This is a genomic window from Lachnoclostridium phytofermentans, assembly GCF_000733755.1.
GTDB lineage: Bacteria > Bacillota > Clostridia > Lachnospirales > Lachnospiraceae > Lachnoclostridium > Lachnoclostridium phytofermentans_A.
Genome location: NZ_JPOF01000007.1, coordinates 147,707 through 166,897, shown reverse-complemented (window position 1 = coordinate 166,897; position 19,191 = coordinate 147,707). Strand labels below are relative to the sequence as shown.

The 19,191-nt window shown below is 34.9% G+C and carries 16 protein-coding genes; 1 reads left to right on the top strand and 15 read right to left on the bottom strand.

Annotation, left to right across the window (positions count from 1 at the left end):
• Window positions 1–251: 251 nt before the first annotated feature.
• From CC92_RS0116695 to CC92_RS0116660, 8 genes are all read right to left on the bottom strand, one after another.
• Window positions 252–1,622, bottom strand: coding sequence for an ABC transporter permease (locus CC92_RS0116695; protein WP_242841310.1), 1,371 nt, complete (start codon window positions 1,620–1,622; stop codon window positions 252–254).
• A 26-nt stretch (window positions 1,623–1,648) separates the two neighbouring features.
• Entirely contained in the window at window positions 1,649–2,980 is a 1,332-nt protein-coding gene (locus tag CC92_RS0116690; protein WP_242841311.1) for an ABC transporter permease, read from the bottom strand.
• Window positions 2,967–3,905, bottom strand: coding sequence for an ABC transporter ATP-binding protein (locus CC92_RS0116685; RefSeq protein WP_029501503.1), 939 nt, complete (start codon window positions 3,903–3,905; stop codon window positions 2,967–2,969). Before CC92_RS0116685 ends, CC92_RS0116690 begins: the two co-directional genes overlap by 14 nt.
• Window positions 3,906–4,118: 213 nt before the next feature.
• Window positions 4,119–5,759, bottom strand: coding sequence for an ABC transporter ATP-binding protein (locus CC92_RS0116680; RefSeq protein WP_029501504.1), 1,641 nt, complete (start codon window positions 5,757–5,759; stop codon window positions 4,119–4,121).
• A complete protein-coding gene (locus tag CC92_RS0116675) occupies window positions 5,753–7,423 on the bottom strand; it encodes an ABC transporter ATP-binding protein (RefSeq protein ID WP_029501505.1) in 1,671 nt (556 codons plus the stop codon). The genes CC92_RS0116680 and CC92_RS0116675 overlap by 7 nt, the downstream gene beginning before the upstream one ends.
• A gap of 15 nt (window positions 7,424–7,438) precedes the next feature.
• The gene (locus tag CC92_RS0116670; protein WP_029501506.1) at window positions 7,439–8,365 is read right to left on the bottom strand and encodes a family 43 glycosylhydrolase; all 927 of its coding nucleotides are present in this window, start codon (window positions 8,363–8,365) and stop codon (window positions 7,439–7,441) included.
• Window positions 8,366–8,671: 306 nt separating this feature from the next.
• Complete coding sequence (locus CC92_RS0116665; protein ID WP_051650582.1) at window positions 8,672–9,928, bottom strand: methyl-accepting chemotaxis protein; 1,257 nt, start codon at window positions 9,926–9,928, stop codon at window positions 8,672–8,674.
• Window positions 9,929–10,072: 144 nt separating this feature from the next.
• Entirely contained in the window at window positions 10,073–11,074 is a 1,002-nt protein-coding gene (locus CC92_RS0116660) for a putative ABC transporter permease (RefSeq protein ID WP_029501508.1), read from the bottom strand.
• 229 nt (window positions 11,075–11,303) lie between these two features.
• On the opposite strand from CC92_RS0116660, the gene CC92_RS0116655 reads away from it, so the two are divergent.
• The gene (locus CC92_RS0116655; protein WP_029501509.1) at window positions 11,304–12,662 is read left to right on the top strand and encodes a putative bifunctional diguanylate cyclase/phosphodiesterase; all 1,359 of its coding nucleotides are present in this window, start codon (window positions 11,304–11,306) and stop codon (window positions 12,660–12,662) included.
• 261 nt (window positions 12,663–12,923) lie between these two features.
• On the opposite strand, the gene CC92_RS21855 is transcribed toward CC92_RS0116655, so the two are convergent.
• The 7 genes from CC92_RS21855 to CC92_RS0116620 form a co-directional block, all read right to left on the bottom strand.
• A complete protein-coding gene (locus tag CC92_RS21855) occupies window positions 12,924–14,102 on the bottom strand; it encodes an HD domain-containing phosphohydrolase (protein ID WP_051650583.1) in 1,179 nt (392 codons plus the stop codon).
• Window positions 14,103–14,339: 237 nt separating this feature from the next.
• A complete protein-coding gene (locus CC92_RS0116645; RefSeq protein WP_029501511.1) occupies window positions 14,340–15,371 on the bottom strand; it encodes an aldo/keto reductase in 1,032 nt (343 codons plus the stop codon).
• A 12-nt stretch (window positions 15,372–15,383) separates the two neighbouring features.
• Window positions 15,384–16,511, bottom strand: coding sequence for a Gfo/Idh/MocA family protein (locus CC92_RS0116640; protein WP_031420489.1), 1,128 nt, complete (start codon window positions 16,509–16,511; stop codon window positions 15,384–15,386).
• Between the two features lie 384 nt (window positions 16,512–16,895).
• On the bottom strand, window positions 16,896–17,135 hold the full coding sequence (locus CC92_RS0116635) for a phage holin (RefSeq protein ID WP_029501513.1): 240 nt from the start codon (window positions 17,133–17,135) through the stop codon (window positions 16,896–16,898).
• 111 nt (window positions 17,136–17,246) lie between these two features.
• A complete protein-coding gene (locus CC92_RS0116630) occupies window positions 17,247–18,146 on the bottom strand; it encodes an RsiV family protein (RefSeq protein ID WP_029501514.1) in 900 nt (299 codons plus the stop codon).
• A complete protein-coding gene (locus CC92_RS0116625) occupies window positions 18,133–18,651 on the bottom strand; it encodes an RNA polymerase sigma factor (RefSeq protein WP_242841313.1) in 519 nt (172 codons plus the stop codon). The genes CC92_RS0116630 and CC92_RS0116625 overlap by 14 nt, the downstream gene beginning before the upstream one ends.
• A gap of 345 nt (window positions 18,652–18,996) precedes the next feature.
• On the bottom strand, window positions 18,997–19,179 hold the full coding sequence (locus CC92_RS0116620; protein ID WP_029501516.1) for a DUF6472 family protein: 183 nt from the start codon (window positions 19,177–19,179) through the stop codon (window positions 18,997–18,999).
• Window positions 19,180–19,191: the final 12 nt, after the last annotated feature.

Sequence of the window (19,191 nt, the reverse complement as noted above, 5' to 3'; positions counted from 1 at the left end):
TAAACCATCTGACTACATTTGTCACTAGTAAATATGAAACTAATTGTGTTTTTTCGTTAACGTTAACGGTGAAAACATTCTTTATCCTCTGATACCATAGCCTCCCCTCCTTATCTTTATTTCAGTTCAACAGAAATGTATAAAAAGATAACTTAAATAATACATAAAAAAACTGTTGTAAGATAAAATTCTCCAAGTATCATAGGAGCTATCTTACAACAGTTATATCTATTATCTAATCTATTTATTTCCTATTGCTTCGCTTTTAAAACCTGAAACATAGTTTTTAAACTTAACTTCTGTCCATTGTATAACACTAAGCCACGATAGATTCTCGCAGCTAACATAATAACTAACAGGGAGAATATTAATAAAAGTAAGAATGCAACTATACCCTGTCCAATCCCAATCGTACCAGTAATCAAGTCAACCGGAACACTAAATGGTGTTGTGAATGGAACAAATCTTGCAATTCTTAATACACCTTCATTTCCAGCAGCGGAAGCAAAATAGCATACCATCCAGCTGATTACAATAGGGAAGACAAAAACACCCTGTGTACTTGCTGCGTCCTCCGGTCTAGTTACCATACAGCCAGCTAGTCCTGCTAATACACAATAGAACAAGAAGCCTACACAGAACACTAAGACTGCTAATATTACTGCTGGTAAAGAGAATGCTGATTCTCCAATATTGTCTTTTAAGAAATTAATAATTGTGATAGCTGTATTCTCATACTCTGGATAAATTGCATGAGCAACCGCAGTACCTCCATACAATCCAACAAATATAGAAATAACCCATGTTAGAAACTGTAAGATGGCAATGGATGAGATTGCTAGTACCTTACCTGTAATCATCGCATACGGATGAACAGAGGTTAACAAAGTTTCCATTAACTTTGAAGTTTTTTCTGTTGAAACTTCCTTGCTGATTGTCTGACCATGTAATAATAACATAAAGTATAGCACTAACCCAAATATCATAGGTGCTATCATTTTAATAATAAACGTAGCCGGATTATTATCCTCACCCACTTCAGTTATCATCGTATTCATTGGCTTTAACGCTGTTGTTAATTGGTTTACTGAAAGACCTGCTTGAACTAACTTATTTGTTTCAAAACACTGCTTCATCGTTTCAAGAAGTTCAGTAGTAGCGGATTCCTCTATGATAGATCCCTCTGGTATGAATGCTTCTATTTGATAACCCTCTTCATTCTTTGTAATACTAACTACAATGGAAGTATTAGAATCATTCATTGCACTTTTTATAGCTTCTGTGAGTTCTACTGTCTCCATTAAGTTAAATTTCGTATTTCCAAAGATGACTGGTGAAAACTGCTTCATCAAGCTTTCATAATCCGCCGGAGCGATACCGCTCTGATCTTGTACATAGACACTTGTAATCTTGGAAGGATTAATTTCTTCCTCTTTATCAGGCTTTGCTACTAGTACATTCATTAAGATAAAGCCAGCAATAATCAATATCGCAATGAGTGCTGTTACTACTTTAAATCCAGCACCTTTGGTAGCCTGTCGAAACGTAAAACTATAGACAGATTTCCATCCTCGAAAGCTTGAGCCTAGGTTGGAATTCTTATTTTGCCGCATTTCATTCATCACATTTACCTCCCATTTCAGCCTTCCTAAACATTCTTAGAAATCTTTACTAGTTCCTTCAGTCCGATTCTAGTTCCATTATGAAGGATTAAAGTTTCATATACTCTAGCTACGAATTTAAATAGTAAGATAACAAAAATCACTAGGAGTACGATAGATAGAATCGATAATCCTACCGATACCTTTCCAACAAACATCGCTCCAGGCAATAAAAATGGGGAAGATAACGGGAATAATAAGGCAAATGTTACAAAGCCATTGGTACCGCTAGCCATCAGCACACCTGCTGCCCCCATACCGATATAAGCACCAGCTAGGTTGACAAAGGTAAACACTGTTAAACTCTCACTCGCTTCCTCGATACGGCTTACGGTAGCACCGGCAAGCCCTGCAAGAGTAGCATAGAAGATCATACCTAGCAATACCACTGCAATACATAATATAATATTAACTATGTTAATATTATCAAAGATACCGGAAGGTAGAGATTCAGTAAGCATATTTTCACCATTTGGCGAGAAAACCTTCGAAGTAACCGAATTTGAAATCAATATACAAACAAAAATTCCAGCAAATTGCATTAACACAGCAGCAAGCATTGCAAGGATTTTACCAATCATAATAGCCAATGGTCTCACAGAAGTTAATAAATACTCTAACACTTTAGAAGATTTATCAGAAACGACAGAAGACGCTATCTGGGAACTTGCCATTACATTGACCATTAAGACCATAAATAATATCCCATAGATAAACCAGTATTGAGAATCTGTGATCGAGGTATCCTCACTGATCACTGCATTTCCATTCATGTCCGCTACAGTAACAGAAGTTGTAACGCTTGCTTGAATCAGGGATAACTGATCATGTGTGATTCCTAACTGAGTAATTCGATATCCATCAAATGCCTCTAGCAATGCTTCACTTAATGTCTGCACATGAGACTCTTTTACACTTTCATTACTCGCTTTTATAAATTCCAATTGAAAGGTTGATTCTGTTTCAGTTATGTTAACAATAACTGAGGTATTCTCTTCCTGTTCGATACGATTCACAACCGTATCATAATCTTCCGTGAGCGATTCAAACTTAATATGACTTAAGTTCTCCTGACTAAGTACTGGTATAAAACCACCATTAGACCAAGCAACCTGATCATTAATATAGACTTTTTGTATCGGATTAGTGCCATCCTCTGACTTTGAATCCTTATTCATAATCATGGAAAGTACCGGCATGGAAACGATAGACAATACAACAAATATAATAAAACTAACAATAAACGCCTTACTCTTTAAGGTTTGAATCAAGGTAAAAGAAAAGACGTCCTTCCATCCAGTGATACTACTTTTCTTCATGAACATCTCCCACCTTTTCTACGAATATTTCATGCAACGATGGCTCGCGCAGCTCAAATTTAACTACTGGAATCTTTTCTCCAATGAGTTTTGCTAGAAAATCCATTGCCTGTTGCTCATTCTGAACTTTTAAGTGATATTCACTTGGTGTTTTATTCACGATTCTTAATCCAAACTCTTCAATATAAGAAGCAATATCTACATCGCTCTTAACAAAAAGATTTACTCTACCATAACTTTTTTTAATTTCATTCAGATTTCCCTGTAACACTGCCTTACCACGATTTAAGATTGTGATGTCACTACAGAATTCTTCAATCGTAGGCATCTGGTGACTTGACATGATAAGATATTTATCCTGTGCAATCTGTTCACGAATAATTGATTTGAATAGGTCCGTATTTACCGGATCCAAACCACTTAACGGCTCATCTAAGATGATTAATTTAGGATCTGAAATTAAAGCAGCCATTAACTGAACTTTCTGTTGGTTACCCTTTGATAATTGATCTGCTCTGTTTGCTTTCGACTTCTTTCCTTTTGTCTTTGGTGGAAATACATATTCATTTACTTGTAAACGATCCGACCAATATTTAATTCGTTCCATTGCTGTTTTCTTAGGAACATTCTTTAATTTCGCAAAGTACAATAACTGGTCAAGTAAAGAGTATTTCGGATATAAGCCACGTTCTTCTGCAAGGTATCCTACATTTGCCTTTACAGGATCCAGTGGTGCTCCATTCCAAAGTACTTTGCCACCATCGTGGGCTAACATACCTAGAATAATACGTAGTGAGGTTGTTTTACCAGCACCGTTCGTACCAAGTAAAGCATACACTCCTGGTTTTGTAATCTCAAAACTTAAATCTTCAACAACTACCTTGTCTCCATACTTTTTCATCAAATTTTGTACTTGTAACGACATAGTCCCCTCTTTTCCGCATATTCGTATTTGCTATGCATATTTTATTTTTCCATATTTCATCTGCGTAACCATTATACAACATTATTATAAAAATGAAAAAGATATTTTCAGATTTTTAATAGCAGTACCACATCTGCGAACAGATGTGGTGTGTATTAGGTTTTGTGATAAGCTTAATTCAATATATTTAAGTTAATAAGGTATCCGATAATATTATTCTTGACTGAGTAATGGTTTTACTGTTCCCTTCACTGTAAATACTCCATCATACTGCTCTTTGGTATCTCGGAATACAACATGACTAACATTGATTACAGTGATATCTTTTAGTTTTAAAATCGTCTGTTCAATCTCTCTTGCCCGCTCCATATCAAGCGATGCAAATGCTTCATCCATAAATAGAATACTTGCTTTTGTTAACATAGCTCTTGCTATCACAATACGGCTACGCTCACCACCAGAAATATTCCGTCCATTGTCATAAATCATAGTATCAAGTCCATCTGGGAGATTCTGCACAAAGCCTGTAAGGCCGGCTGCTTCAATCGCTGCCCCTATTTCTTCTTCACTGTATGATTTATAAAGAGTTATATTATTTCTTAAGGTATCATGAAAGATAAATACTTGCTGCTCTACATTTGCTATCATTGCAAAGTAATCTTCTTTCTTGACATCACGAAGTGGTATTCCATCAATTAAAATATTCCCACTTGTTGGAGCAAAATACTTTCGAAGGAGTTTAAGCAAGGTAGATTTCCCTCCACCACTAGGGCCTACAATTAAATACTTGCCATTTTTCTTTAAGTTTAAATTCACACCAGATAGAATTTTCTTGTTATCCAATTCATCTTCATACCGAAACTCTACATCTTTAAGAACAATCCCCTCTTTAAATACTGGCATTGCTATATTTTCTTCGTAAGTATCGGAATTTTTAAGACTATCTCCAATTTTTTCACTAAGAGATTTTGAGGTAAATACCTTAGGTAAGGCTTCGCTTAACATAAATAATGGCCAAGCAAGTTTTTGAATTCCTTGTGTTACAATTAATAATCCACCGGCTGTAATCTTCCCTTGTATCGTTAGATAGCCTAGGATACATAAAATACCGTACATCGATGTATTCATAGTGAGATTTTGTGCGCCATTGATAAAAGTCATCATCTTCTCAATGAGATAACCTTTCTTTTGAATCTCATTGCTCTTTTCATAATAATCCTTCGTGACTTTCTCCTGCAAATTATTACTCTTAACAATATGAAAAGCGGATAATACTTCTTTGATATAGGAAGTGTAACCATCAAACATATCAGAACGTTCTTTATAATTTCGCTCTACCGGTTTTTGCATAACGGCAGCGATGATAACATTAGCTAACATAATTACAAAGGAAAGTAATATCATCCATGGACTTACCGTAGAGATAATCCATATACCAACGAAAAAATTAGCGATACCTTGGAATACGGTATAGATACCTTCAATAAAGTTTTTATCAATGGTATTGCAGTCGTTGGTAAGTCTAGAGATATAATTTGCTGTATTTTCTTTTTGAAATTCTGATATGTTTTTCTTAAATACTCCCCTGATATAATGCATTTTTATTGCTAAATTTGCATCTTTTTTATACCAGGCTTTCGTAATAGATGTTAAGATGCCGACTGGTAAAAGCGTTAGCGCAAGAATCAAAAGGCCTGGTATCTTTTGTTTTAAGAGTTCTAAGTCCCCTGCGATTGCAAAATCAATAAGTCCCATCATCTTAACAGTAACAGCACCCTCTAAAAAGCTATTAAAGGCAGCAAAGAGTAGGGCAACTACCATCTGTGGTGTACTTTTAAATACTTTTTTTAACATGTCACTGCCTCCCCAAAATATTCTTTCGCCTCATATTGATGGATCTGACCATTTTTGATTTCAAGCACATAATCGTATTGATCTGTAACCCCTTCATAATAACGGTGGCTGATTGCAATTACTGTCTGAGGTAAGGATAAGAACACTTTCTCAATTTCTTTTCCTAAATCTTCATTCAGACTTGAGGTGCCTTCATCCACAAATAAAATTTCTGCTTGCTTTGCAATCGCTCTGGCAATCGAGATTCTCTGGCGCTGACCGCCTGATAGATTCTTTCCGTTTTCTGATAATGGCTCATCTAAACCCAGTTTTCGATCCGCTATTACGGAATCCAATTCACATGCTTTTGCTGCAAAATCTACACGCTCTTTAGGCAAATCTTTATACAGTGTAATATTATTACGAATGGTATCTTCAAAAAGAAATACATCCTGATAAATAAATGCCACTTTATCATGGAATGTTTTTTCCATTATAGTCTTGTACTCAATTCCATCTACTCTAATCTCACCCTCATAATTATCATAGGTCATAGAGAGTAGATTCATGAGTGTTGACTTACCAGCACCACTAACCCCTTTAATTAGGTACTTCTTTCCCTTTTTAATCTTAAAATTTGCATGAGATAAAATTGTTTTATTTTCATAGGCAAACGATACATCAGACACCACAATTTCGTTCTTAAAATCGAAAGAATGAATCCGGTCTAATCCTTCTTGGTTCTCTTCCTTCTTCTGTTTGTCCTCTACTTCATCATCTGTAATCTTATGATAGATACGAATGGATGCTTTCATAGCATTCCACAGAGGGAAGGCTTCCACTAAATTAAAGCTCATTGCACTTGCAATCTGGAAGATAAACGTTGCGAGCGCTAGTGACATTCCGTATTTAAAATTAATACATAAGTATACCATAACACCACAGGTGACAATGTAGGAAAGTATCTGAATAATATTTCTTTGTCCTTCTGTAAATACACTCGAGATACATTTTTTTCGTTCCACCTTTCGAATCGAAGATATACTCTTTTGTAAAAACTTATCCTCAATGCGATTTAGTTTGAGAATTTCAAGTCCATGAAAAGTATTGGAAATCTCTTGAGTAAATTCTTCAGAAGCAGTCGATACCTCCTCTTTTAATGCTACTGTCTTCTTTGAGAAGATGCTAGATACCAAGTATAAGAGCATCGAAGCGATGAACATCCCCGCAGCTAGAACTGGATCTAAACATAATAAGATGATAAAACTGATAATAAACATGCCAGAGTTAATCAAGAAGTTTAAGAAACTAATGAAGAAATCCGATTCAAACTGATTAATATCATTGATTAAATTAGATAGATAAATTTCTTTTCCTTTCTTGGAAAATTGTTTAAATGGCATTCTCATGATTTTATCAAATGCTTGTTGTCGGACATCCAAAATGGTATCCCTCATATAACCTATTCGAAGCATACGTGAAATCACAAAACTTACAGCACTATAAACCGAAGCTAGAATGGTGACAATTACTACTACTGAGTAATTGGTATCCTTACCTTTTTCGACAGCCCACATGATGAGGGCAAAAATGCCCATTTGAACATACCGATCAATATTAAACATAAAGGATGCTGCTAGATATTGTATAAATTTCCCCTTACGCTTTAACAGCAATTCTTTCATTACTTATTCCCCCTATTAAATTAATTCGTACACAAATTCTTCCTCACGGTCACAAGAGAGTTCCCCGTTTTTTACCGTTAGTCTTCGTATCTGAAGAGAAGTTCTTTGTTGTTCATAAAAATTCTCTTCCACACATGGTATCCTTCCAGGATGCGTAAAATAAAAGATATATGCCTCATCTTCTTGAACATGCACATCTGCATGGAAACCAAACCCATAATCATCCTCCTTATGTCCGGTTTCTGATAAAATATCATTGCATCTGCTCCAGTTCATAGCATCTTTGCTTCGATACACTCCTTGCCCCTTCCAAGTATCAATAATCATCCAATAAAATCCCTTAAAACGAAATACATTGGGTCCTTCATGAGCGAACTCCTCTAAGACTGCGATTGGATTATGAAACTCAAACAAATCACTACTTTCTACCATATAAGTGTGAGAACCATTTACTTCATCCTTATACCAAAGTCCGTATTTACCATCTGGAAGCTTATGTACACAAGCATCAATACAACGATTAGAAGATAGAGGTAACCTTCCGATATACTCCCAGTCCCACAAGTTCTTACTGGTATAATGTAAGATATGTCGCTCAAAATCCCAAGTAGATGGGACACCAGTAATATAAGACACATACATATGATAGATTTCATCTTCATAGATAATCTCAGGTGCCCAAAACGTATTTCTTCCTGGTTCAATCGAAAGCCCTTCTAATACTCCCCGATAAACGAAGGTATGCCCACCATCACTCGAAGAAGCAACTCCCAAATCAGTTCCATGTACCCATTCCACTCCAGGAGTTTTTATATTCGCACGACGATTTGTATATATCATCCACCACTGTTTTTCTATGTGATTCCATATGATCACGGGATCTGCTGCACCGTCATAAATTGGATCACGAAATAATGGACTATGAACTAATTGTTTACCCATTTCTCTGCCTCCTATTTTCCAAGTCAAAAAATACATATTCACGTATTTTAGCTAGTAGCTCAATTACACCTATTATAAAACAAACGTTTGCAATACTCAAATTAAACTAAGATTAGAATCAATTAAAATATACTGAGTATTTCCTTAAGAACGGAAGGAATAGAATCACATGATAAACATAAGGACTGATAAAAAAGATACCCAAAAAGAGCCGTTCTCCCCTTTTTAGGTATCTTTCCATGTTCTTTCATCAAATACAATACTATCCCCACAGATTCAGCGTGATCCATAGGATTCTTCTACATATTACTCTTCATAAAGTTCGAATTGGTCTATCATCTGTTTTAAGTGAACTGCCTCTTTGGTTAAAACTTCTGACATCTGAGCACTCGATGTTGCTGCAGCCTTATTTCCATCCACAACAATTGCAATTTGTTCCACCGCCTCAGCAAATTGCTGTAAAAGATCACTTTGAGATTGAGAACTATCTGAAATATCATCCATAATCTTAGTAATATCTTTTGCTACGTTAGCTACCTCATTGGAGGATTTTGCTGATTCATCAGCAAGGTTCACACCGTGTTCCACAGCTTTGATTGTATTTTCAATTAACTGGGAAGTAACTTTCACTGCAGTCACACTTTGATTCGCCAGATTACCGATTTCACCAGCAACAACTGCGAATCCTTTGCCCATCTCACCTGCTCTTGCCGCTTCAATAGATGCATTTAAGGAAAGCAAATTCGTTTGACTGGCAATTCCTTCTATTGTTTGTATGATGTTTACGATTTCATTCGAGGAAGTTCGTATATCCTCCATCGCTCCTAAAAGTTGCGTCATATTCTCATTATTTATTGTAGCTGTATCAGTCATATTAGAAATTTTACTTTTCGCATCTACCGCACCTTCTGCATTCACACTTACTTGAGAAGTTATTTCCTGAATAGAAGCTGTCAATTCCTCAATCGTAGCAGCTTCCTCCGTTGTTCCATTGGAAACCTGTATTGCAGTCATCTGCATATTCTCTGCTTCTTTTGCAACCTTATCGGAGGATATATTAATTTCTTTTAATGTACGGTTTAGGGAAGTTGAAATACTGATTAAAGCCTTCTTAATTACCATAAACTGTCCATCATATGCTTGGTGAAGCTCTAATTCCATCTTTCCTTCTGCCATCTTATTTAGAACATCTGCGATTTCATCAATATAAGACTGATATGTATTCAGATGAACTAAAGTTTTCTCCATTGCTTGCGCAAAATCACCAAATTCATCCTTTGTCTTAACACTGTCATCCACATTAACAGATAGATTACCTTCTGAAACCTCTACCATAATGGATTTTAAGCTCTTTATCTCCCCAAGAATAGAGAGGGAAATAAGTTTTGTATAAGCAAAACCTGTAATCGCAGCTAAGACAAAGATAACCACCTTTAATATAATATTATCATTTACAAAAGATACGCATAACATCATAATCAAAAATAGCACTGCCAATGCAGCCAAAGAAGCCACTCTTATTCTGATTCTTATGTTTTTTAACTTTTCTAACATGTATTTCATTACGCCTCCTCTTAGTTACCCTATAATTTTTTCTCTTCTAGTATAAAAGACCTAGAATTATATAATTACCATCGACATACTTAGCTGAATATTTAATAGATAGATAAGAAAAAATCACTTGGAATATTATCCAGATGAACATCATTACTTCTTTTTTCTATTTGATGTTTTCTTAATCTTATCTTTAAAATCCGCAAACACCCCTTCTTTTCCGACCATTTTCATATTCGGAAACGCCTTGAACATACGCTTATAAATACTCTTTTGCAGATGTGTATTACCAGACTTATTATAGAGTTCCATAAATTTTTTAATCCTTTGTTCTATGTCAATACGTATTTTTCTGCGCTCCATACTATCTTCAGAGACTTTTCTTTGTAGGTGCTTTTCATAGCTCTTATTCACAAGACCTAATAACTCCTCTGCAAACTCACCAACCTTACTATGAGTAAGGCGTCCTTTCAGTTCTTCTCTTCTTTCATACCACTTTAATCCCATCGTATACTCGAACACTTCTTCTCTTAAGCGTTCTAGAACTTCTAGTTTCTTGTTTAGTTTTAACGTCACAGCCACTGTTAGGATAAGGTCGCAGCTCCCTGCTGCAACGGCTGCAATTAAAACATAATCTCCTAAAGGTCTTGGTATCTGTAGAAGCAAATTATTTACTGCTGGTTGGATCAGATAAACCATTACAGTAGATAGTAATCCCCAAAATAAAGAGGAGGGAAGGCTTATTCTACCTTTGATATTAAGTGGATAATTACTATAGTCCCACCATTTTGCATGAAAGAACTTCTCCATCAGATAGGAAGTAATATATTCTAAGATAGAAGCAATTACCATCCCGAAAAAGAAGACTTCACTGATATGTAGTGCATTTACCTCTCCTGTTAGTGATATGGCATACTCATTATAAAATGCCATATAAATAAAGGTTGCAGCAAAACCATAAATTGGTATGATGGGACCATTGAGAAAACCACGATTTGTAAGTGTCCTCTTACGTACGCTCACTAGGGTACTTTCATATATCCAACCCAAAAAACTATAGAAAAAGAAGTTAGCCAGAACATCATATACACTTATCCCCTTTACTGCCCAAAGAGACAGGAAGGAAGTTATTCCAACTAGATAAAAACAGATCATAACATCGCCCCGATTTCTTATTCATTAACTTTTTTCTAATTTTTTTACTAAAAACCATTTCTTCTTAGTTTCCTACAATTTATTGTTATTATAGTATAAGGATTCAAAAAAGTCACGTTTCTTCCTTATATTTGTGTCACTTTTTGTTGAATATTGTATTATTAAGTGATATGTGCTAAAATATGGGTAGTACTATATTAAAATCATGGAAGAAAGGGCTAGCATCATTATGAGTTTTGCTAAAGGATTAGAAACCTCTTCCTCACCTATGCTGACAGAGGAAGGAAAGGAAGAATTATACCTATATTCACTAAAGAAGATGGCAGAACAAAATGCTACTACTTCACGCTATAATCTAACTGGTCTATATGGGAATAATGCTTTTTTTTATAAAGGAAATGAATGTTTAAGAGTACATAAAGAAAAAAAATATGCCTTAATTCGTATGGATTTATATCGCTTTAAGACAGTAAATGAATTTTGTGGACGAAGTCAAGGTGATGCATTATTAAAGCATATTGCAGATTGTTTCCGAGTTTATGAAGCGGAAGATACTGTCGTTGGTCATTTACGTGCAGATATTTTCGCCTTATGTACCCCTTATCAAGAAACAGATGACCTGATTCATATTGTGTCTTCGCTAGCTGAAAAAATAACTTCATTTCCGATATCCTGTAAGTTACTTCCTGCTTTTGGTATCTGTATCTCGGAATATGGTATGGATATTAGTTTATTAAGTGATTATACTAATTTAGCTTTACAAACAATCAAAGGTAAAGTATTTTCCTTTTACTCCTTTTATGATAAGGATCTTCGTACTTCTCTACTTTTAGAAAAAAAGATAGAAAATGAGATTACTACTGCATTAACGGAAAGACAATTAGAAGTACATATACAGCCTAAAGTAAATATGAAAACAGGTGACATTATTGGCGGAGAAGCATTATTACGTTGGAAACATCCTCTGGAGGGCTACCTGTATCCAAATTTATTTATTCCAGTGCTTGAAAAAAGTGGTTATATTGTTGATGTTGATATCTATGTTTGGACCGAAGTTTTTCAGTTCTTACGAAAATTAATTGATCAAGGCGTGACTCCTCTCCCTATCTCACTCAACGTATCAAGGCTTCATGAATATCAAAAAGATTTTGTCGAAGTTTTATGTCGTCTATCAAGAGAATATAAAATACCTCCAAGTCTAATTACCTTAGAAATTACAGAAAGTGCTTTAGCAGAGAATTCTTCCTATTTGTTTTATTGTATGAGAATGCTACAAGAAAAAGGATTTTCTTTTTCTATGGATGATTTTGGTTCCGGTTACAGCTCAATGAACATGCTAAAAGATGAACCAATAGACGAAGTTAAAATTGACCGGCTCTTTTTAAGCAACCTAGAAAGTTCAAAAGGTCGTACTGTGATTCGTCACATAATATCGATGCTAGCTGAATTGGGTATGGATATGATTGCAGAAGGAGTAGAGACGAAAGAACAAGAGCAATTTTTAATAGAATGTGGCTGTTATAAGGCTCAAGGTTATCTTTATTACAAACCAATGGCATTAACAGAGCTTGAGAAACTTCTATTATAATAATAGGAAAGTTATAAGAAAAGATAGAATAAGATAGGAAACTAAAGGTTTCTATAAAAAAGGAAAATACAAAATAAAGTACAAACAAGAAAAGCACGCTTCGCGAACTTTTCCTTGTCATGAATAAACGTCCAATAAGAAGTCACCAAACCTCTTATTGGATTTTATTTATCAATCTACACTAAATTATTCAAAACTTCATAGTATTGCAACCAAGTCTCAACCATTATAGGTACAGTATTCCTCCGTGTTGAAATCCTACTATTGTGCTAAAGGTGCGTATCTTTCATGTATCATAGTAATCATGTAAGTAACAATCATAGGATCAAACTGTTTCCCTGCGCAATCTTTTAGTTCTTGTAATATGTACTCTTCACTTAGTGGTGGACGATAACAACGTGCACTTGCCATAGCATCATAGGCATCTGCAATGCCGATGATCCGTGCACACTCTGGTATTTCTTTTCCTTTTAATCCTTCATTATATCCATTTCCATCATAACGTTCATGGTGATAGCATGCGCCATCACTGATACCAGGTATTGTTGTAAAATCTTTTAAAATTTCTCCCCCTATAGAGGAATGCGTTTTAATAATATTATGTTCTTCCTTTGTAAGTCTGCCTGGCTTATTTAAGATGTTATCTGGAATCCCAATTTTCCCGATATCATGTAGGAGTGCCATATAATAGATGTTTTCTTGTTCCTGTTCTGTACCTCCCATACGTTTTGTTATCTCCCTAGAGTATATTGCAACCCGCTCAGAATGTCCTTTTGTGTACTCATCCTTTGCATCAATAATGTTAGCAAATGTCCGAAGAGACTGCTCAATAACAGCTTTATATACTCTCTGCTTCGCCTTTAGCCCTCGAAACCTTAACTCAAAAAAGCAATACACGATGGATGTTATAAAGAGTATAAATAGTACAATGATAAACGCCCAGTATAATGGATAATCACACAGCCTTATTAATCTACTTAGATGCAAGGTAATATTATGAACCTCAAAGCTATTCTTCGTATACATGACAAAACCAAACGTCATCGACTCCTCACCAGACAACTTTTCGTTATAGTCTACAGAAGTAATAATAAGTTTCCCATCCTCTAATTTATATATTCCATTCCAAGCACTGTCAATCCTGCTTTCACTAGGCACATCGACTTCTATTCTCCAATCAGAAACATCGATCTTTGTATTATTGTAAAAAACACCATCGTATTGGGCTCCAACCTCCGTATAATCATTATCATCCCAATGTTTTGATGTACGAATCACAACATTAAAATCAGAGTTTGTATAATCTTTTTCCGTTATTGCTTGAAATAGCATTATCTCCTTCGTCTTATTCATTGGTCTATTTCCAATATAAAGGCTCAATAAAAATAACAAAAATAAAATTAACGTAACTGTATAGGAAACCATTTTTCTTCTATGCATCAATGCTTCCTCTCCTTTGGATAAATGAAATATTATACATCCTATAGGATTAAATTATCTTAATTCGTAAGTTTCGTCAATATATTTTCCAAAATTTGTTTATTCTTCATCACATTTTACAAAGTTTTTCATGTTTCGTTGACATTTCGCATAATAACACAGAATAACTTAATTGCTTCATAAGAAAGCACGTAGCAAAAAGAAAGCTCACGCAAAAAGGTGTCAGTATAGACACCTCTATACTGACACCTTACTGCGATCTTTTAAAACTTCTTGATAATCCTCATAATTTTTCCTTAGTAAACTTGGGGTATCCAATCCATATGGACACTTTGTCTTACATTGATTACAATGTAAGCAATCTTCTATCTTCTTCATTTTTTGCTGTGCTTCAGGAGTCAATTGAAGTTCGGAAGGAGATCTTCTAAGCAAAAGAGACATTCTTGCACAATTGTTAATCTCAATACCAACAGGACATGGCATGCAGTAACCACATCCACGACAAAACTCACCTAAAAGCTCATCTCTATCGTGATTTATTACATCAAGCAACTCTTTCTCTAAGGTTGGCGGATTACTAGAAAACGAAAGAAACTCGTCAAGTTCATGTTCTCTTTGAATTCCCCAGATTGGTAATACATTATCAAACTGAGCAAGATAAGCATAGGCAGCTCTTGCATTCGTAATCAATCCTCCAGAAAGCGCCTTCATCGCTATAAATCCCATGTCTGCTTCCTTACACTTCCTCACTAAATCAAGTTCTTTCTCTGTGGATAAATAACAAAATGGAAACTGTAAGGTTTCATATAACCCCGAGTCGATAGCTTCATGAGCTACGGCTAAACGGTGATTCGTAATTCCGATATGCCTTATCTTACCTTGTTCCCTTGCTTTGCACATTGCTTCATAAAGACCAGTTCCATCCCCAGGTTTCGGGCAAAAAGAAGGATTATGGAATTGGTATAAATCAATATAATCCGTCTTTAACTTATTTAGCGATGTCTCTAAATCTCGCCAAAACGACTCTTCCTTCACTGCTGCTGTCTTCGTTGCAATAAAAATATCCTCTCTCACTTTTGAGAGAGCTTGTCCAATTTTTTCTTCACTATCTGTATAAAATCTTGCAGTATCAAAAAAGTTTATGCCGTTTTCATAAGCCTTTTGCAGGATTTTGATTGAATTATCTAACGTCGCTCTTTGTATCGGAAGAGCACCAAATCCATTTCTGTCCACAAGTAGTTCTGTCTTACCAAGTCTCATTTGTGCCATAATATCCTCCATTTATATGTTCTCATTTTCGATTTTATTTTCCAGTAATTTCTCATACTCATAACTATCGATTGGAAGACTTACTCGTTCTCCTAAAAATGCAGAAAAATAAGCTGCATTTGTTAACTCTAACGCCTTCGTTCCATCTTCCCCTGGAGCGATGAGAGGTTTTCCACGAAGGATTGCATCCCCAAAATTAAGTAACATCTGTTCATAGGATTCTTTTGGTTCATTGCAAATAAATAACTCCTTGGTTTGCTGTATCTCTTCTCTTGAATTAGTCTTTGCATCTTTCCCATATTGGATAGAGTCCCTACTGTAACTTGTAAGCTCGATTTCATTTCCCGTTACTTGTATTCGTCCTTTTGTTCCAACTATCGTTAAAATCTCTTCTCTTGGAATTTCACCGGTGGATAGAATAAAAGTAGCCGTAACTTTATTTGGGTACTCCATTAGTAAAGTTGCTTCATCATCCACAGCAAAAGAATTGTATTTTCCAAAAGGTATTGAGGCATAAATTGTATTCGGCATCCCAAAAAACCATTGCCAGTAATCTAGGATATGTTGCCCTTGATTTATTAGAGCTCCTCCGCCTTCTCCGTGCCAACTACTTCTCCAATCACTGGAATGGTGATAAAATTCTGTTCGATAATATATGGTATTTACAAGTTGAATACGTTTTAATTCCCCAACAAACCCATCTTCTAATAACTGCTTTACTTTTTTTAGAACCGGATAGGTTCGATTATGAAACATCATAGCATACTTACAGCCAGACTCTTTGTGTGCTTGTTCCATCTTTTGCGCATCGAGCAATGAAATTCCAGCAGGTTTATCACAAAATACATGTTTTTTTAATTCAAATGCTCTTATCGCTAGTTCTGGATGCTTTTTGTGAGGAGTGACAATTAATACAGCATCATATTCCTCAGGATGTGCAAATAATTCTTCACTACTTCGATACAAGGAAACACTCCCACTCAGATTTTCCATTACCCAATTCTGATTTTCCTGACTTCTACAGCAGACGGCTGTCAATGTAAGATTTGAAATTTTCCCCATCTCTAGCATCATGGCATACTTTTTTCCCATACTGACAACGCCGATTAATGCGATTCTTACCTTAGTACTTTGGTTCATAATTTATCCTCATTTCTGCGCTGCCGATTACACAGTTTTTGCCGCAGCACCAATATAATTTATTAGTGAACTTTTTATTACACTTTACTCATCTTTTAATTTACGAGTCACTGCCATGAATTATATCGCATAAGAGTAAGGGTTACCATCTATTATTTATGATATCGAAACCCAATTACAGATATTTCGCAACTAACTATAGGAATTTTATCTCGAATACATCAGTGGTGAAACATAGCCTTTTAACGAGAAAGCTTCCAGCTACTTAAACATTCTGCAATTTCTTAGTTACATTATAATTATTCCATCTATTTCCTGCAAGAAAAAGATGGATGAAGCTCTAGTAATCCAATCGAATTACTATTTTTCATCCATCTTTTTATTTTACTTTTCCGTATTTAATTTCTTTAAATAATCGTCTGCTTTTCTTGCATTTTTAGTAAAACTATTGTTCTCCCACCAAGCAACAACAATCGTACCGAGCTCAATCACCGTTTCGACAAAACTAGCTACCGTTCCTTCTTCTATTTCAAGAACTGGTCTGCCTGTTTGCTTTAGAATCAAATTAATCAATACAAGAAATAGCATAATTGTACGTATAATCGTACCTTTGGTTATCTTCATATTCCCCCCCTATTCTATGTAAGTAATCTTAGGAAGTCGACCTTATGAAATTTCCTAAAAACATTCTTTACCATATCATATGAGGAGTAAAATTAGGTTATTCAAGTTTTCTTATTCAGAGATTATTTCAAATTCTTGAACTCCATAGGCACCAGGAGCAATTTCATAACGAGCAAATACAATGACCGGATTTCCTTCTTGATTTACATAAAATCTAGTAGAATCATCAATGGATTGAAAACCATCTTCTCCTACAAAATACTTTATTTCATCTTCTCCTTGCTCTCTTTCTTTCATCTGCTTTACAATCGATTCATTTGCAATTGTAATATAATTTTCACCGAGAAAATCTTTTAAGGTATACTGATTACCGGTAACTAAATTAATATTATAAAAATATTGCTCTTTATAAGCATTTGACCAGCTTTCTGCTGATGTTATTACAATCGAAACCATCGTATCTGTTTGGCTTTTTATTTCATACGTAACATCCGCTTTCAAATTCTTTTTAGCAAATTCTTCAACTGTACCACCTGTTTCAAGATAAGCCTCTTTGTATTCCAATATGTTCTCTTCTGCTAGTTTTATATGCTTTTCTACCAATTCATCAATCTCTGCATTAATATCTGAGATCGCAAGTTTTACCTCATCTTGCTCTGAATCCACAACAATTTCAGGAATCTGAGCTGTAATCGTCATGTCATCATTGCTTTTTTCATAATCTCTTACCGTTAGAACTTTAGCAATAGCACCAACCACTGGTAAATCACCGAGCTTCATAGCAAAAACTTCACTCGTATTAAGACCTACCACCAAGATAGCAAAAGCTGCTGCCGCTGCCACTGCAGAGATTGTGGAATAGGAAACTCGGTGACTTTTCTTTCTTTTATCATTATGATTCTTTGAATTACCTGCTTCAAAATTAGCTATAGTCTGATTCACTCGCTCTTCTAATTCTTCTGGGACCTTCATCTTTTGATAATTCTGTTTTGATAATTTAAAATGGTTCATTCTTCCACTCCTTTAAACTAACTTTTAATTTCTTTAATCCTGTATACAGTCTAGTTTTTACAGTGCTTAAATTTGTTTTCGTAATTTCTGAGATTTCATTTAGAGAAAGTTCCTCATAAAAACGTAGTATAATAACAGTACGTATCTTCTTGGGAAGCTTAACAACCTCACGAAACACCTCATCTTGATAGCATTCATACGCCTTCTCAAGATAACTTTCCTCTGGCATAGCTTCTGGAGTATATAATACTATCCTTTTACTGGTCTTTAGATAAGCATAGCATTCGTTTACCAAAACACGATAAAACCAAGTTGACAAATAACTCATATCTCTAATACTTTGGTAGTTTTCCAAAGCTTTTAAGATAGCATTCTGCACAACGTCAAGTGCTGCTTCCTGATTGAGTACAAAGCTATAAGCCAACCGATAAAATTTTGCTTGGTTTCCAACTATGTATTCTTTTAGTGTTTCAAATTTATTTTCCATGGTGCGTTCCTTTATCATGATAAATAACCTCTTACGAGATGCGCATGTAAGAAATGTTTCCTTACAGTTTTTAGATGCTTTTTTTATATAGAAAGTTTGGACTTTATAAAATTTATTTTTTATAAGTAATTGTTCCTTAATAATTCTTAGGTATCCGTTACATCTTTTGAATGCATCTGTAAATAATCTATTTATCAATATTCTATTTTCAGTTTTTAAATCCATTTCCTTATAGAGTTTTCTTGTCACGAAATGAGAAACAGGGGATAAACGATTGACTTCATATAAGCGAAAACTCTTATATCGAAATCTTTACTGTTAATCCCCTGACTTTATTACATTTATTTTTTTAACATTGATTTTTTACATTTGCTTTCTTACTATTCTATATTCATCTTCTAATTGAAAATATGGACAATTATAAAAACTATCACTTAAAAAGCGTACCATATCATCCTCGTCTAAGTTGACTTCACATTCATAACACTCATAATCTTCATTATATTGATAGTTTGAACAGCATTCACAACTTGTCTTTTGTTTCATACTTACTTCACC

Excerpts from the sequence above, each read along its gene's own strand:
- CC92_RS0116695 (WP_242841310.1), bottom strand. The coding sequence starts at position 1,622 with ATGAATGAAATGCGGCAAAATAAGAATTCCAACCTAGGCTCAAGCTTT.
- CC92_RS0116690 (WP_242841311.1), bottom strand. The coding sequence starts at position 2,980 with ATGAAGAAAAGTAGTATCACTGGATGGAAGGACGTCTTTTCTTTTACC.
- CC92_RS0116685 (WP_029501503.1), bottom strand. The coding sequence starts at position 3,905 with ATGTCGTTACAAGTACAAAATTTGATGAAAAAGTATGGAGACAAGGTA.
- CC92_RS0116680 (WP_029501504.1), bottom strand. The coding sequence starts at position 5,759 with ATGTTAAAAAAAGTATTTAAAAGTACACCACAGATGGTAGTTGCCCTA.
- CC92_RS0116675 (WP_029501505.1), bottom strand. The coding sequence starts at position 7,423 with ATGAAAGAATTGCTGTTAAAGCGTAAGGGGAAATTTATACAATATCTA.
- CC92_RS0116670 (WP_029501506.1), bottom strand. The coding sequence starts at position 8,365 with ATGGGTAAACAATTAGTTCATAGTCCATTATTTCGTGATCCAATTTAT.
- CC92_RS0116665 (WP_051650582.1), bottom strand. The coding sequence starts at position 9,928 with ATGAAATACATGTTAGAAAAGTTAAAAAACATAAGAATCAGAATAAGA.
- CC92_RS0116660 (WP_029501508.1), bottom strand. The coding sequence starts at position 11,074 with ATGATCTGTTTTTATCTAGTTGGAATAACTTCCTTCCTGTCTCTTTGG.
- CC92_RS0116655 (WP_029501509.1), top strand. The coding sequence starts at position 11,304 with ATGAGTTTTGCTAAAGGATTAGAAACCTCTTCCTCACCTATGCTGACA.
- CC92_RS21855 (WP_051650583.1), bottom strand. The coding sequence starts at position 14,102 with ATGCATAGAAGAAAAATGGTTTCCTATACAGTTACGTTAATTTTATTT.
- CC92_RS0116645 (WP_029501511.1), bottom strand. The coding sequence starts at position 15,371 with ATGGCACAAATGAGACTTGGTAAGACAGAACTACTTGTGGACAGAAAT.
- CC92_RS0116640 (WP_031420489.1), bottom strand. The coding sequence starts at position 16,511 with ATGAACCAAAGTACTAAGGTAAGAATCGCATTAATCGGCGTTGTCAGT.
- CC92_RS0116635 (WP_029501513.1), bottom strand. The coding sequence starts at position 17,135 with ATGAAGATAACCAAAGGTACGATTATACGTACAATTATGCTATTTCTT.
- CC92_RS0116630 (WP_029501514.1), bottom strand. The coding sequence starts at position 18,146 with ATGAACCATTTTAAATTATCAAAACAGAATTATCAAAAGATGAAGGTC.
- CC92_RS0116625 (WP_242841313.1), bottom strand. The coding sequence starts at position 18,651 with ATGATAAAGGAACGCACCATGGAAAATAAATTTGAAACACTAAAAGAA.
- CC92_RS0116620 (WP_029501516.1), bottom strand. The coding sequence starts at position 19,179 with ATGAAACAAAAGACAAGTTGTGAATGCTGTTCAAACTATCAATATAAT.